The organism is Gemmatimonadaceae bacterium, assembly GCA_037721215.1.
Lineage (GTDB): Bacteria > Gemmatimonadota > Gemmatimonadetes > Gemmatimonadales > Gemmatimonadaceae > UBA4720.
Map to the genome: position 1 here is coordinate 18,943 of JBBJNV010000016.1, position 13,386 is coordinate 32,328.

11 protein-coding genes are annotated in these 13,386 nt (G+C 61.3%); all 11 read left to right on the plus strand.

The features are described 5' to 3' along the window. Window positions 1–17: 17 nt before the first annotated feature. The 11 genes from WKF55_09990 to ftsA are packed head-to-tail and all read left to right on the plus strand — an operon-like array spanning window position 18 to window position 13,331. Window positions 18–275 carry a hypothetical protein gene (locus WKF55_09990; protein ID MEJ7759902.1) on the plus strand — a complete coding sequence of 86 codons (258 nt, stop codon included), beginning with the start codon at window positions 18–20 and terminating at the stop codon, window positions 273–275. Next, window positions 262–2,232, plus strand: coding sequence for a penicillin-binding transpeptidase domain-containing protein (locus tag WKF55_09995; protein MEJ7759903.1), 1,971 nt, complete (start codon window positions 262–264; stop codon window positions 2,230–2,232). The genes WKF55_09990 and WKF55_09995 overlap by 14 nt, the downstream gene beginning before the upstream one ends. Next, window positions 2,232–3,698 (plus strand): UDP-N-acetylmuramoyl-L-alanyl-D-glutamate--2,6-diaminopimelate ligase, encoded by a 1,467-nt coding sequence (locus WKF55_10000; protein MEJ7759904.1) that lies wholly within the window; start codon window positions 2,232–2,234, stop codon window positions 3,696–3,698. Before WKF55_09995 ends, WKF55_10000 begins: the two co-directional genes overlap by 1 nt. Continuing rightward, a complete protein-coding gene (murF, locus tag WKF55_10005; protein MEJ7759905.1) occupies window positions 3,695–5,053 on the plus strand; it encodes a UDP-N-acetylmuramoyl-tripeptide--D-alanyl-D-alanine ligase in 1,359 nt (452 codons plus the stop codon). The genes WKF55_10000 and murF overlap by 4 nt, the downstream gene beginning before the upstream one ends. Further along, window positions 5,053–6,195 (plus strand): phospho-N-acetylmuramoyl-pentapeptide-transferase, encoded by a 1,143-nt coding sequence (gene mraY, locus WKF55_10010; GenBank protein ID MEJ7759906.1) that lies wholly within the window; start codon window positions 5,053–5,055, stop codon window positions 6,193–6,195. The genes murF and mraY overlap by 1 nt, the downstream gene beginning before the upstream one ends. Beyond that, on the plus strand, window positions 6,195–7,559 hold the full coding sequence (murD, locus tag WKF55_10015) for a UDP-N-acetylmuramoyl-L-alanine--D-glutamate ligase (GenBank protein MEJ7759907.1): 1,365 nt from the start codon (window positions 6,195–6,197) through the stop codon (window positions 7,557–7,559). Before mraY ends, murD begins: the two co-directional genes overlap by 1 nt. Next, the gene (locus tag WKF55_10020; GenBank protein MEJ7759908.1) at window positions 7,556–8,737 is read left to right on the plus strand and encodes an FtsW/RodA/SpoVE family cell cycle protein; all 1,182 of its coding nucleotides are present in this window, start codon (window positions 7,556–7,558) and stop codon (window positions 8,735–8,737) included. Before murD ends, WKF55_10020 begins: the two co-directional genes overlap by 4 nt. A 1-nt stretch (window position 8,738) precedes the next feature. Then, the gene (locus tag WKF55_10025; GenBank protein MEJ7759909.1) at window positions 8,739–9,887 is read left to right on the plus strand and encodes a UDP-N-acetylglucosamine--N-acetylmuramyl-(pentapeptide) pyrophosphoryl-undecaprenol N-acetylglucosamine transferase; all 1,149 of its coding nucleotides are present in this window, start codon (window positions 8,739–8,741) and stop codon (window positions 9,885–9,887) included. Then, on the plus strand, window positions 9,887–11,269 hold the full coding sequence (murC, locus tag WKF55_10030; GenBank protein ID MEJ7759910.1) for a UDP-N-acetylmuramate--L-alanine ligase: 1,383 nt from the start codon (window positions 9,887–9,889) through the stop codon (window positions 11,267–11,269). The genes WKF55_10025 and murC overlap by 1 nt, the downstream gene beginning before the upstream one ends. Next, on the plus strand, window positions 11,266–12,075 hold the full coding sequence (locus tag WKF55_10035) for an FtsQ-type POTRA domain-containing protein (protein MEJ7759911.1): 810 nt from the start codon (window positions 11,266–11,268) through the stop codon (window positions 12,073–12,075). The genes murC and WKF55_10035 overlap by 4 nt, the downstream gene beginning before the upstream one ends. After that, window positions 12,072–13,331 carry a cell division protein FtsA gene (gene ftsA / locus WKF55_10040; protein ID MEJ7759912.1) on the plus strand — a complete coding sequence of 420 codons (1,260 nt, stop codon included), beginning with the start codon at window positions 12,072–12,074 and terminating at the stop codon, window positions 13,329–13,331. Before WKF55_10035 ends, ftsA begins: the two co-directional genes overlap by 4 nt. The last annotated feature ends 55 nt before the right edge of the window (window positions 13,332–13,386 follow it).

Here is a 13,386-nt window from a genome sequence, read left to right on the forward strand (position 1 = left end):
TGATTGCCGGCGGGCTCATGGGTTTTGTGATTGTCTCCGCTGCAGTCATCACGCGCCGCAGCTACGGATTCTCGGAAGGCAATGCTGCAAAAGCGCTCGAGAAGCGACATTCGCTGCTGGAGAGCGAACGCGTGCGGCTGGCCGGCGCCATTCGCGACGCCTCGTCCCGTCGAACCCTGGGCCCAATCGCAGAGCGACGGCTGGGCATGCGCATTCCATCGGATACCCAGGTGATATTTCTGCCGAGTCACGCGAGGGCCGGTGGTACGCCTTAGCCGCGTCAGCGTCATCCATCTCACGCTTGTATTGTTCGCCCTCGCCCTGATCGGACAAGCGGCAAGAGTTCAGCTATTTCAGGGTGATCAATGGTTGGAGCGCGCACGACAGCAGCATTTCCGGGAATCGCCGTTGACTGCGGCGCGGGGGAATATCCTCGATGCGAGCGACCGGGTGCTGGCAGAAAGTCGCGAACTCGTGCGCCTTGCCGTGGCTCCGGGCGAGGTGCGCGACAGGGCTGCACTCGCTACTGCGCTCCGGGATGCCGGTTTCTCCACGGCATGGACGTCAGCCGCGACCGACCCGCGGCGGAAATGGGTCGAGCTGCCGGGCCTTCACGTCCCGACTGACATAGCGGGACTTACGGTGCTCCCCGGAGTCCGTGGCTTTCCGGTGATGAAGCGCGAATATGCGGCTGGAGAAAGCGTCAGCCGCATCGTGGGTGGAACCGATCAGCGGGGCCGCGGTGCCGACGGGATCGAGCTAGCGCTCGACAGCCTTTTACGCGGCGACAGTGGAAAGACGACCATCGCGCGGGACAGTCGTGGCCGAAACCTCGATACTCCAGGCGGGTGGAACGGCGCTCCGACGCGAGGCCACAACGTCACTCTTACAATCAACCGGGATCTCCAGGAAATCTGCGACCGTGCGCTGACGCGCGCGACAGACAGCCTGAATGCGACCGGTGGTGACATTGTCGTCATGAATCCATTTACCGGGGAAGTGCTCGCGATGGCGAGCCGTCGTGCTAATCGGCGCACGCTTGCGAACACCGCGGTGAGCGAGCCATTCGAGCCGGGGTCTACCCTCAAGCCATTCATCGCTGCGGCGCTCCTGGAGCGCGGCCGTGCGCGTCCGGACGAGGTCGTCGAGACATTCGGTGGCACGATGATTCTTAATGGCCGCCGGATCGTCGATGACAGGAAGTCCGCGCAGCTTTCGCTGTCGGATGTCATCAGATATTCGAGCAACGTCGGAATTGTGCGTTTCGCGAACCGGCTTACCGCGCGCGAGAAATTTGAGACTCTGCGTGATCTGGGGCTTGGTGCACCAACTGGGGTTCCGCTTCCGGCCGAGGCCGACGGAACTCTGCGCGATCCCTCAAGATGGAACCGGACATCAGCTGCGTCGATGGTGATGGGCTATGAAGTTGCCGTCACACCGCTGCAGCTGGTTGCCGCGTACGGCGCTATTGCCAATGGTGGTGAGCTCATGGAAACACACCTGGTGAAGGAAATACGAAATGCCGGCGGCGATCTGGTGTACCGTGCCCGGCCCCGGGTCATCAGGAGAGTGATCTCCCCAGATGTGGCTACACAAGTTCAGCACATGCTGCTGGCGGTGGTGCAAGGCGGAACGGCGGTCAAAGCCGATCTTGCGACATACCGCATAGGAGGAAAAAGCGGCACTGCGCGCCGAACGGTGGAGGGAAAAGGCTACGTAGAGGGAAATTACACGGCGTCGTTCGTCGGTCTTTTCCCAGTGGACAAGCCGCAATACGTCGTGCTCGTCAAGCTGGACAGTCCGCGCGGTGCTTATTACGGCGGCGAGATCGCTGCGCCGCTTACTGCGGTCATACTTCGTGCGGCGCTCGCGGCGCAGGACGCTGCACTCGACCGAAACGAACTCGCGGCCGTCGAAAGACCGGCTCCCGTCGAAAGACTTGCCCCGGTGGTTCCTAAGGGAGCAGTTGTTGCTGGTGCGCCGGCAGACGAACGCATCGTCCTTCCGCCTCGCACAATCCGGCTTCCTTTCGAGCAGAAGCGAGGCGTGCCGGACCGGTCGGCAAGGCCAGTTCCGGATGTTGTGGGATTGCCGGTACGCGACGCGGTTCGTGCTTTGCATGAGGCGGGATTCAGGGTGAGGCTGGTTTCGCGACAAGGCATGCCTACCTACCCCGCCGCTGGCTCGCTGCTTGCCGGCGGCAGCGTCGTCAAACTCAAGCATATTCCCTGATGCGTTTTTCACCTGGCAGCACCGTAACTGCCCTTGAACGCGCCGGCCTGCTTGCCGGCGTTCGCGGCGTGCTGCCAGAGTGGGTCGAGGGGATATCGGACGACAGTCGAGAAGTGACCCCTGATTCCCTGTTCATTGCGATCCGCGGTTCTGCGCGCGATGGCCATGACTACCTGGAGCGCGCGCGCGAGCTTGGAGCGTCGGCGGTAATGGTCGAGGATCCCGATCGCACCACGCTTCCCGCCATCGTTGTGCGGGAAGGACGGAAAGCCGCGGCGGTTGCCGCTGGCCAAGCGTACGGCAACCCGTCGCGCGAGCTGCGCATCATCGGTGTCACGGGCACAAATGGGAAAAGCACGACCGTTGGAATCCTCAGACATCTGCTGGATCAGCCGGAATCCCGCAGCGCCTCGATCGGGACGCTCGGAGTGCTGCTCGGCACCGAAGCAGAAGTCGTTCCGGGGGGTGCTGAGCTCACCACACCCGGCCCGGTAGAGCTTCAGCGAGTTCTGCGCGACCTCGTTGACCGGGGCGCAAAGTCAGTCGCAATGGAAGTTTCGTCACACAGTCTCGACCAGCGGCGCATCGATGGATTGAGCTTCGATGCCGCGGTGTTCACCAACTTTACGCGCGACCACCTGGACTATCATCTCACCATGGAGGCGTATCTGCAGGCGAAGGCATCGTTGCTCGAGTACCTCAAGCCGAGTGGATCGGCAGTGATCAATGTCGATGCCCCGGCCTGGGAAGCACTTCCCGAGAGCCGTCGGAAGATATTCTTCGGCGTTGCCGAAGCTGCTGACGTGAGGGCGACAGAAGTGGTTTGTACCGAGTCGGGAAGCCGGTGGACGCTGCGGTACGCGGGCGAAGCGCATGACGTGGACCTGCCCCTGATTGGCGATGTGAATGTACACAATGCGCTTGGGGCCCTGGCGGTCGGTATCACACTCGGAATGAATCCTGGGGAGCTTGCGGGGCGCCTGTCCGTGCTGCCACAGGTACCGGGGAGACTGGAAGTCATCTCGCAACACCCGACGGTGCTCCGGGATTACGCGCATACACCGGACGCAATGCAGCGCGTACTGGCGGCGATCCGGCCTTTTACGCCGGGAAAGCTGATCCTCGTTTTCGGCTGCGGTGGCGACCGGGATCGCGGCAAGCGCCCGGAGATGGGCAGCGCCGCTCAGGCCGGCGCGAATATTGTGATCGTCACCAGCGATAATCCTCGCACGGAAGACCCCGAGCAGATACTTGACGATATCGAAAGCGGGATGTCGTCGCCTGCGCGCCTCCGTATCGAGAACCGTCGGATGGCTATTGCACGGGCGCTCGAGACCGCCGGCCAGGGTGATGTGATTCTGCTGGCAGGCAAAGGCCATGAGACGTATCAGATCATGGGAACGGTCAAAGCGCCATTCGATGAAAAGCAGGTTGTCGGCGAGCTGCTCGCCGAGCGTGCAACTTGACGTTCTGGACTTTCGATCGGGTCGCGGACGCGATCGGCCCAGCAGCCGTAACACAATCGCCGCGCGGTGCTGGCGAAATCACCGGCATCACGACGGATTCGAGATCGACGATAGAGGGTCAGCTTTTCGTCGCGCTGATCGGCGAAAACTTCGATGGCCATGACTATCTGGGCGCGGCGGTGGAGCAGGGCGCTGCTGCGGTGCTTGTTTCCCGCCCTGTCAGGCTCGAGCAGCTCGGTGTTCCGGTGTACGAGGTCGGTGACACGCTGATGGCGCTTGGCACCCTCGCTACATACTGGCGGAAAGCGTGGGGAAAGACCGTCATCGCGGTGGCCGGAAGCAACGGGAAAACGACGACCAAGGATTTGATTCGGGCGGCGCTGGCTGTCGAGCTCGAGGTTCACGCAACAACCGGGAACCTCAATAACCGCATCGGAGTACCGCTCACGCTGCTGGCTATTCCTGCATCGGCAGAAATAGCCGTCATTGAGGTCGGCACCAATCTGCCCGGCGAAGTCGCAATCCTTCGCGACATCGCATTGCCGGATATTGCGGTGGTTACGTCGATCGGGGAGGAGCATCTCGAAGGTCTTGGTGACGTGGCGGGAGTTCTCAAAGAGGAAGTGGCGGTGTTTCATGGTGTGAATGTCGGCGTGGCTCCCGCGTCGCAACCCGAGATTGCGACGGCTGCGCGCGGAATGACGACGTCATTCGTCGAAGCCGGACTGGACGCCGGCAATATCAGACCGTCCGCGTGGAAACTCGCGGCTGATGGAAGCGGTACAATCGAGCTGGATGACGTGGTAGTCGCGCCTCCGCTCCGCGGCCTCCACAATCTTCAGAACACCATGCTTGCGATAGCCGTCGCGCGAATCTGCGGGGTCACCGATGCAGGAGCGGGTTCGGGCATTGCGTCAATGCAGGTTCCGCGCATGCGCGTTTCGTCCGAGCAACTCGGTCGTGCGACTCTGATCAACGATGCGTACAATGCCAATCCGGGGTCGACGCGAGCTGCGCTCGAGTTGCTTCGCGGCATGGGTTCAGAGCGCCAGCGGGTCGTCGTTCTGGGAACCATGCGGGAACTGGGTGCAGCTTCGGCTCGATGTCACGATGACATCAGCCGGCTCGCACTCGACGGGCCCGCCGATGTCGTTGCGGGTATCGGAGAGTTCAGACACGCGCTCGCTCGAATCGCACCCGGCGACGTCCGTGTGGTGACGGCAGCATCGGTCGACGAGCTCTGGCCGCAGCTTGAGTCCCGTATTCAGCCGGATGCCGTTATCCTGTTGAAAGCATCGCGGGGCGTGCAACTGGAGCAACTCGTTCCGCATCTCACAACCTGGGCAATGCATTAGTGCTGAACTATCTCCTCGTACCTTTCTCGCGGGATCTCGGATTTCTTCGAGTGTTCAACTACATCTCGTTCCGGGCTGCGGGGGCGGCGGTAACGGCGTTGATCGTTTCATTCATTATCGGACCGATAATAATCCGCCGACTGCGCCGGATGAAACTCCACCAGGTGATTCGTGAAGGTACACCCGACAGCCACCAGGAAAAGAGAACCACGCCAACGATGGGTGGGCTCATCATCCTCGCATCGACCCTGGTGCCGACAGTCATGTGGGCGAAGCTGGACAATCAGTACGTTCTGATTGCGATGTTCGTCATGCTGTGGATGGGGTTTATCGGGTTTTTCGACGATTACCTCAAGCTGAAACAGAAGCAGGCAGGCCAGAAGAACACCGGTCTGGTTGAGGCGTACAAGCTCATTGGTCAGGTCTCGATCGGCTTTGCACTCGGGTACTATCTATGGAAATTCCCACTGTCGACGTTGCCGGGCGCGTCGACGACGCTGCCGTTCTACAAGTACATCCTGATCGTCCCGGCCTCCGCAACGCTGGCCTGGCTTTACGTGCTGTTTGTGACATTTGTGCTGACAGGGACAAGTAATGCGGTCAATATCACCGACGGCCTCGATGGGCTCGCCGCTGGCCTGACGGCAATTGCGGTGCTGACTCTCGCACTGTTCGCGTACGTAATCGGCAGGATCGATGCGTCCGCCTATCTCCAGGTATTTTATCTTCGTGGGGCCGGCGAGCTGACCGTTTTCTGCGCCGCCATCATGGGTGCGTGTATCGGGTTTCTCTGGTATAACGCACACCCGGCGCAGGTGTTCATGGGTGACACCGGATCGCTTGCGCTCGGCGGCGCGCTAGGCGCGATCGCGATACTGCTCAAATCGGAATTCGTGCTGCTGCTGGTTGGCGGCGTCTTCGTGGCGGAGATGGTCTCCGTCATCATCCAGCGCGTCGTATTCAAATTCCACAGGCGGCGCAAAGGTCTCGAGTACGCGCAGGCGCACCGGGTTTTCCGGACGGCGCCGCTGCATCACCACTTCGAGGAAGGCGGCTGGAACGAGGCTCAAGTGGTCGTACGTTTCTGGATCCTCGGAATCTTCTGCGCATTTGTAGCGTTGAGCACTCTCAAACTGAGATGATGGCGCCAGCGCTTCCACACGGCGAAATCGCCGTGTTGGGACTTGCTCGAAGCGGGACCGCGGTTGCAAAGCTGCTGCTGAGTGGCGGACACCAGGTTTACGCTTCTGATGGTGGACGGTCGGCTGCCGTCGTCGAAAGTGCCGATTCATTGCGTGCAATGGGCGGCCACGTAGACGTTGGTGCACACAACCTCGAGCGGATTGGGCGCGCGGCGTTGGTAGTGGTGAGCCCCGGCATCGACCCAGGGGCTCCGCCCGTGGCGGCGGCGCGACAGGCAGGAGTGCCGGTGTTGAGCGAGGTCGATATTGCCCTCCGCTTCATGCCGCGTTCGCGCGTTATCGCCGTCACCGGTACCAACGGCAAGACCACCACGACCGCTTTGATCGGACATTTGCTGCGCGGCGCTGGCGCAAGCGCTGTCGATGCCGGAAATATCGGCACGCCGCTCTCCGAAATCGCGATTCTTGCTTCGCATCCAGACTGGATCGCGCTCGAGATGTCATCGTTTCAGCTGCATGATACTCCCAGTCTGAATCCGACCGTGGGCGTGCTGACGAACCTCGCACCCGACCACCTCGATCGATATCCCACAGCGTCTGACTACTACGCAGACAAGGCGCGCCTCTTCGCCAATGCGAACTCTGCATCGCGATGGGTTGTGAACGCCGACGATGGCCGGGTTGCTTCCATGGCCGAAGGCGTCACTGGGACGCATTATCGTTTCTCCACTGAACACCGTGGTGATGGATGGATGGACGATGACGGCGTGCTCCAGGTGCTGGGAGAGCGGCTGGTCGCGCGCAGCGACTTCAACCTTCTGGGGACACACAACGTGGCAAATGCGCTCGCCGCGGCGCTGGCAGTGTCGGTCGCTGATGAAGCCTTTCGCGACAGCGCCGCGAGGCTGGCGATGGAAGCTTCTCTGCGCTCGTTCAATGCCCTCGCGCACCGTCTCGAGGTTGTTGGAGAGATCAACGGTGTACAGTGGATCAATGACTCCAAGGCCACCAACGTGAGCTCTACGCTGGTCGCGATCGAGGGCATGCGGCGGCCGACAATTCTTCTGCTTGGCGGCCGGCACAAGGGCGAGCCATACAGCCGCCTTGCCGCCGCCATCGGACGAAGCGTCAAGACAGTCATCGCATACGGTGAAGCTGCGGAAAAAGTCGAGGAGGATCTGAGCGCGACCGTTACCATCGAACGGATGGATGCAGACTTCGAGGCGGTTATAGAGCGCGCCCGCGCGCTTGCGCAGCCTGGCGACGCAGTCCTGATGTCACCCGCCTGCTCGAGTTTCGACATGTTCCGGAATTACGAAGAGCGGGGAACGCGTTTCAGGCAGCTTGTTCTGGATAAAGCATGACTGCCGCGATTACCTCTGACGTTCGCTATCGGTGGTACATGGGGCCTGAGGCCCGGCTCCTCATTCTCATTACCGGGTGTCTGCTGGCCTTTGGCCTTGCGGCTGTATACAGTGCAAGTGCCATCGTCGCCATCCGCGCCGGTATGAACAGCTATTCATTTTTTGTGCGCCAGATGGGCGGAGTCGCGATCGGGCTCGTGTTGCTGGCAGTATTTGCCAAGTTCGACGCGGATGTTCTGAGCAAATGGGCGTGGCCGCTCATGATCGGTTCGATCGTCCTGCTGGTGATCGTCATCCTGCCGTTCACCGAGTCAATTGCGCCCCGGCGATTCGGCTCGAGACGATTCCTCATTGGCGCTTCACTTCAACCGTCCGAGCTCGGCAAGATCGCCGTAATCATCTGGACATCGATGCTGGTTGTGAAGAAAGGCGAGGCGCTGCGGGGACTCACCAAAGGTCTGCTTCCGTTTCTTGTCATCGTAGGATTGCTCGACGTTCTAGTGGCGCTTGAACCTGACCTTTCGATTGCAATGATGTATACGCTGATAATGGGTATCATCCTTTTCGCCGGCGGGGTTCGTGTCGGGCATTTCGTTGTGCTGGGAGTCATCGCAGTGCCCCTCCTCTGGGATCAGTTCCAGCGCCTCAACTATGCGTTGCTGAGGATGACCGCCTTCTTCGACCCGGGAGCCGCGCCGGGGCATGTCAGCTACCAGGCGAAACAGTCGCTGATCGCCGTGGGATCAGGGCAGGCGTTTGGTGTCGGATTCGGCAAAGGCCGCCAGCAGCTCGGATTCCTGCCCTTAGGCTACGATGATTTCATCGCCGGAACTATTGGCGAGGAGTGGGGGTTCGTCGGCTTGCTGGCGATCATCATCGCATTTGCCGCATTTGGCTTTGCTGGTTTTCGAATTGCAAAAAGAGCCCGCACACCGTTTCTGCAACTCACCGCCGTCGGCATAACGGCGACGATCATTCTCACCGCCTATCTTCACATTGGCGTTGCAATTGGCCTGCTCCCGACTACCGGCCTGACGCTCCCGTTCATTTCCTACGGTCGATCGAACCTCGTGCTTTCGCTGCTGATGACGGGGATTCTCGTCAACATCGGCAGCACGCGGGAGAAAGTCATTGGATCGCGCGCCACCGACCCCTCGTTTTCACCGAGCCCCGGCTGAAATGAGAGTCATGTTCGCGGGAGGAGGTACGGGCGGGCATCTATACCCGGGGCTTGCGATAGCAAAGGCAATGATAAAGCTCGATCCGGCCGTCATTCCGTTTTTTGTGGGCGCCAGGCGAGGAATCGAGCGCGACGTGCTTCCCACGACGGGATTCACGCACGAGCTGCTGGACTTGCACCCGCTCTATCGGGCACGTCCGTGGGAAAACTGGCAGACGATGCGCGGTGGAGTGACAGCGTGGCGGAGGCTGGCGGCAATCGTTCGCGATGAGAAGCCGGCATGTGTCGTGGGTACGGGTGGATATGCATCCGGCCTCGCCCTGGCATACGCAGCGATGCATGGGATCCCATACGTTGTTCAGGAGCAGAACAGCTTTCCGGGCCTCACGACGCGGGCGTTCAGCCGGTATGCACGCCAGGTCCACAATGGATTTCCGGAAGCCGCCAACCATTTGTCGCCCGGCAGGCAGACGATAGTATACGATTCAGGAAACCCAATCGAGCCTCCGCCTGTTCCTCTGCCCGACCGCCTCGCCGCCAGAACGAAGTGGAATTTTCCGCTGAATACCGGAAGTGTAATGCTCATCTACGGGGGCAGTCAGGGCTCCCGTGCCATCAACGACGTCGTCGCAGCCTGGCTATCCACGAGTCTGCCGCAGGGCTTGAGCGTGATCTGGGCGACCGGACAGAAAACGCACGCTGAGTACGCGGCGCTCGAGACCGAGCGTGTGCGAATCCGCCCGTATCTGTCGCCAGTAGCTGATGCATACGCGGCCGCAGACTTCGCCTTGTCGCGTGGAGGTGCAATTGCCACTGCCGAGCTGTGTGCCTGGGGCATTCCTCCGCTGGTGGTCCCGCTGCCGACGGCTGCTGCCGACCATCAGACAGCAAACGCGCGTGCTCTCGCCGCGGCCGGCGCCGCGGAGATGATTCTTCAGAGCGACCTCACTCCCGATCGGCTCAATGCTGCGGTGACGGCGCTCATCTCCAACCCGGAACTGATGCGACAGCGGTCTGAGGCGGCCAGATCACGGGCGCGTCCCAACGCGGCGGCTGAGATTGCCCGTCACGTACTCGATCTGGCAACCGCGAGTGCGCGGGCGTGCCCCGAGCGCGTGGCCATAACTCCCCAATTCCCGCAACCCTGATGGTTCCTTTACCTGCAGACAATCGCCCCGTTCATTTCGTCGGCATCGCCGGCGCTGGAATGAGCGCACTGGCCGAGTTGTTCATTCGTCGCGGCTACACCGTGACCGGTTGCGATACGAGTGTTGCCGGCGCCGCCGATCTTGCAAGACTGGGAGTGCAGATAATCGAGGGTCACGACCCGTCGCACGTCGAGGGAGCGAGCGAAGTGGTTGTCACATCTGCTGTAAACCGGGATCATCCCGAGCTGATGCGCGCTATCGCTCTTGGTATTCCGGTTACGCGGCGGGCGGAGGCGCTGGGACGGGCGGTTGCAGGTGGGGAACTGGTTGGTGTGGCGGGTACGCATGGCAAGACAACCACTACGGTGATGACCACCGAAGCACTCAAGTCTGCCGGACTCGAGCCAACCGGCGTCGCCGGCGGCAGAGTTGGTGCGTGGAACGGGAATCTGAGCGAGGGATCCGACCGGTTATTCGTTGTCGAAGCCGACGAGTACGACAGGTCATTCCTTGCGCTCGCCCCGACGGTCGCGGTTGTGACCAACATGGAAGCCGATCATCTGGACATCTACCCGGGCGGCATCAGCGAGATAAGGGAAGCGTTTGCGCAATTCGTTGCTGGAGGAAGGACAGTCGTGTTGTGTGCGGACGATCCTGGCGCGCGGACTCTTCCGGTGCCGAACAGCGCTGAAATCATCAGATACGGGACGCAGTCGCCCGAGTCGCGCCTGCTGGCCGGCGATATTGTCAGCGTCGACGGCGGTACACGATTTGGATTGACTTATGACGGGAAGTCAATCGGGCAGTTGCAGCTCGCTGTTCCCGGCCAGCACAACGTGCGCAACGCACTTGCTGCTGTTGCGAGTGGCATCGCGCTGGGGGTTACTCTGGAGGCGATGAGCGCGGGGCTGGGGGCGTTTGCCGGCGTCGAGCGCAGGTTTCAGCGCCTTGGCGAGGTTGCCGGCGTGACCATCATTGACGACTACGCGCACCACCCCACCGAAATAGTGGCAACTATCGAAGCGGCCCGGTCGGCGTTCCCCGATCGACGTCTGGTGGCTGCCTTCCAGCCCCACCTGTACAGCCGCACCCGCGACTTCCATGTCGAGTTCGGAAATGCGCTTGCGCTCGCCGATGCCGTGTATCTTTGCGACCTCTATCCGGCACGTGAAAAACCTGTTGCGGGTGTATCGTCGGGCTTGATTGCGGACGTAATGGCCGGTCTCGGGAAGGCGCCGGCGTGGCGGGGACCCCGCGCCGAATCGGCGGCTGCTCTGCATGCATCTGTGATTGACGGAGACGTGGTGATTACGATTGGTGCCGGGGACATCACGCGCACAGGACCAGAGCTCCGCTCGCTTCTCGAGCTTTCGCAGGGATGACGACTCCGCAGGTATCGGCGACAACGCCTCCACGGATGAAATCGAAAATGCGGCTGATGGTTATTGGACTGCTGCTCGCTGTTCTGGCCCCGGTTCCGTGGTTTGCCCGCCGTGCGGCGGCTCGTCTCGACTTCTTTCATGTGCGCGCGGTGGAAGTCCGGGGGTTGCGCTATCTGAAGCCGGAAACGGTTCTGGCCAGGCTTGCCCTCGACACGACTCGCTCGGTGTGGGATGACACGGCTCCGCTGACTGCGCTGCTGATGACGCTTCCTCAGGTCGGAACAGCGCGAATCAGCAGGAGGCTCCCCGGAACTCTGCTGGTCGAAGTGAACGAGAATCTTCCGATTGCGTTCGCGCCTGGTTTGAACGGACTCGAGCCGGTCGACAGCTCCGGACTTGTCCTGCCAATCGATCCAGCCAGTGAGGGATTGGATCTTCCGGTAGCGAATCAGCGCGACGTGCCGCTGCTGACGCTGCTGGGGGCGGTGAAGGCAGGCCAGCCAGGCCTGTACCGACGGATCAGCGAAATCTCGCGGGACGGGAGAGAAGATATAATTCTCAAGCTCGCATTGCCTGATGGAATTCCCGTCGCCCCTCCGGATATTGCAGGTGCCGCGAATTCAGCGTCGGGGATGTCGACGATGGCCGCAGCGCCCGCGGTGTTGCGGGTGCGTGCGCAAGTGGGGGTGTCCGTGCCGCGGCTGGCCGATATCTTTCCCGTTGAAACCGACCTCCGGCGACGCAAGGCACAAATTGCCGAGCTCGATCTACGCTATCGCGACCAAGTCATCGCAAGGCTTCAATGAATCAGGAACGCGTCATCGCCGGGCTCGATATTGGAACGGCAACAACCACTGTCGTTATCGCTGAGGCCATGGGCGATGCGCACCGGCAGACCGGAATCAAGATTCTTGGCGTAGGTCAGGCGCGTACAACCGGGCTTCGGCGTGGCGTCGTGTCCGACATCGAGGAAACCACCCGGTCGATCAAAAAGGCCGTCGACGATGCGCAGCGCATGGCGGGGACCAAAATAGAATCCATCTACGCCGGCATTGCCGGTGAGCACGTGCGCGCGATGACGAGCACGGGCATCGTTGCGGTGAACGGCGAAGAGATCTCCAAGTCTGACGTCGACCGTGCAAATGAGGTTGCCCGCGCGCAGCCTGTTCCGCAGGACCGAGAGCTGCTGCACGCGATTCCGCAGGAATACACCGTCGACAAGAATCAGGGAATACGTGATCCGATCGGCATGATCGGAACCAGGCTCGAGACCGAGATGTATCTCGTAACCATCGGAAGCTCGCCCGCAACGAACCTTCGAAAGTCCGTCGAGCGGGCGGGCTATCAGGTGAGAGAACTCGTCCTGGAGCCGCTGGCCAGTGCGCTGGCAGTTCTGACGGAGGATGAAAAGGAGCTTGGCGTCGCGCTGGTCGAAATGGGGGCGGGGACAACCGACGTTGCGATATTTCACGAAGGAAAAATCCGTCACCTCGCGACTATCAATTTCGGCGGCAGCAATGTCACCAACGATATCGTTCATGGAATTGGTGTGACTCAGGCCGACGCCGAACGATTGAAAGAGAAGTTTGGCTGCGCTTACGAGCCGCTGGTGAATCCTGACGACATCATTCAGCTGCCGAGCACGGTTGCGCAGGGAGAGCGGCAAGTCCCCCGCGAAGTGCTTGCCCACATCATTCACCAGCGGATCGACGAGATCTTCGACCTGGTCCATACCGAAATTCAGCAGGCGGGATACGCCGGAAGACTGAGCGGCGGAATCGTCGTCACGGGTGGAGCGGCAGCAATGGAGGGAGTCACCGCTCTCGCGACCGATGTATTCGGGACGGGTGTGCGGCTCGGGATGCCTGCCGAGAACATCAGCGGCCTGAGTGACTCCGTTGAGGCTACCCGATATTCCACCGTCGTGGGGCTTGCGCTCTACGGCGCCAACAGGGTCGCACTCAGCGGGGCGTCAGCAAGCGGCAGACGGCGGGCAATCTCGTCGCCAAACGTCGACCGGTTCGCCCAGCGTGTGAAGCTCTGGCTGCAGGATTTTTTCTAGGCGCCTAGCGACGGCGAACCTTTGGTAGGCATGTGTTTACCGCTGTCGAGCCTGA

Coding starts and splice junctions, on each gene's coding strand:
- WKF55_10035 (MEJ7759911.1), top strand. CDS start 11,266: ATGACGACTCCGCAGGTATCGGCGACAACGCCTCCACGGATGAAATCG.
- WKF55_10025 (MEJ7759909.1), top strand. CDS start 8,739: ATGAGAGTCATGTTCGCGGGAGGAGGTACGGGCGGGCATCTATACCCG.
- murD (MEJ7759907.1), top strand. CDS start 6,195: ATGGCGCCAGCGCTTCCACACGGCGAAATCGCCGTGTTGGGACTTGCT.
- ftsA (MEJ7759912.1), top strand. CDS start 12,072: ATGAATCAGGAACGCGTCATCGCCGGGCTCGATATTGGAACGGCAACA.
- murC (MEJ7759910.1), top strand. CDS start 9,887: ATGGTTCCTTTACCTGCAGACAATCGCCCCGTTCATTTCGTCGGCATC.
- WKF55_09990 (MEJ7759902.1), top strand. CDS start 18: ATGGGTTTTGTGATTGTCTCCGCTGCAGTCATCACGCGCCGCAGCTAC.
- WKF55_10020 (MEJ7759908.1), top strand. CDS start 7,556: ATGACTGCCGCGATTACCTCTGACGTTCGCTATCGGTGGTACATGGGG.
- WKF55_10000 (MEJ7759904.1), top strand. CDS start 2,232: ATGCGTTTTTCACCTGGCAGCACCGTAACTGCCCTTGAACGCGCCGGC.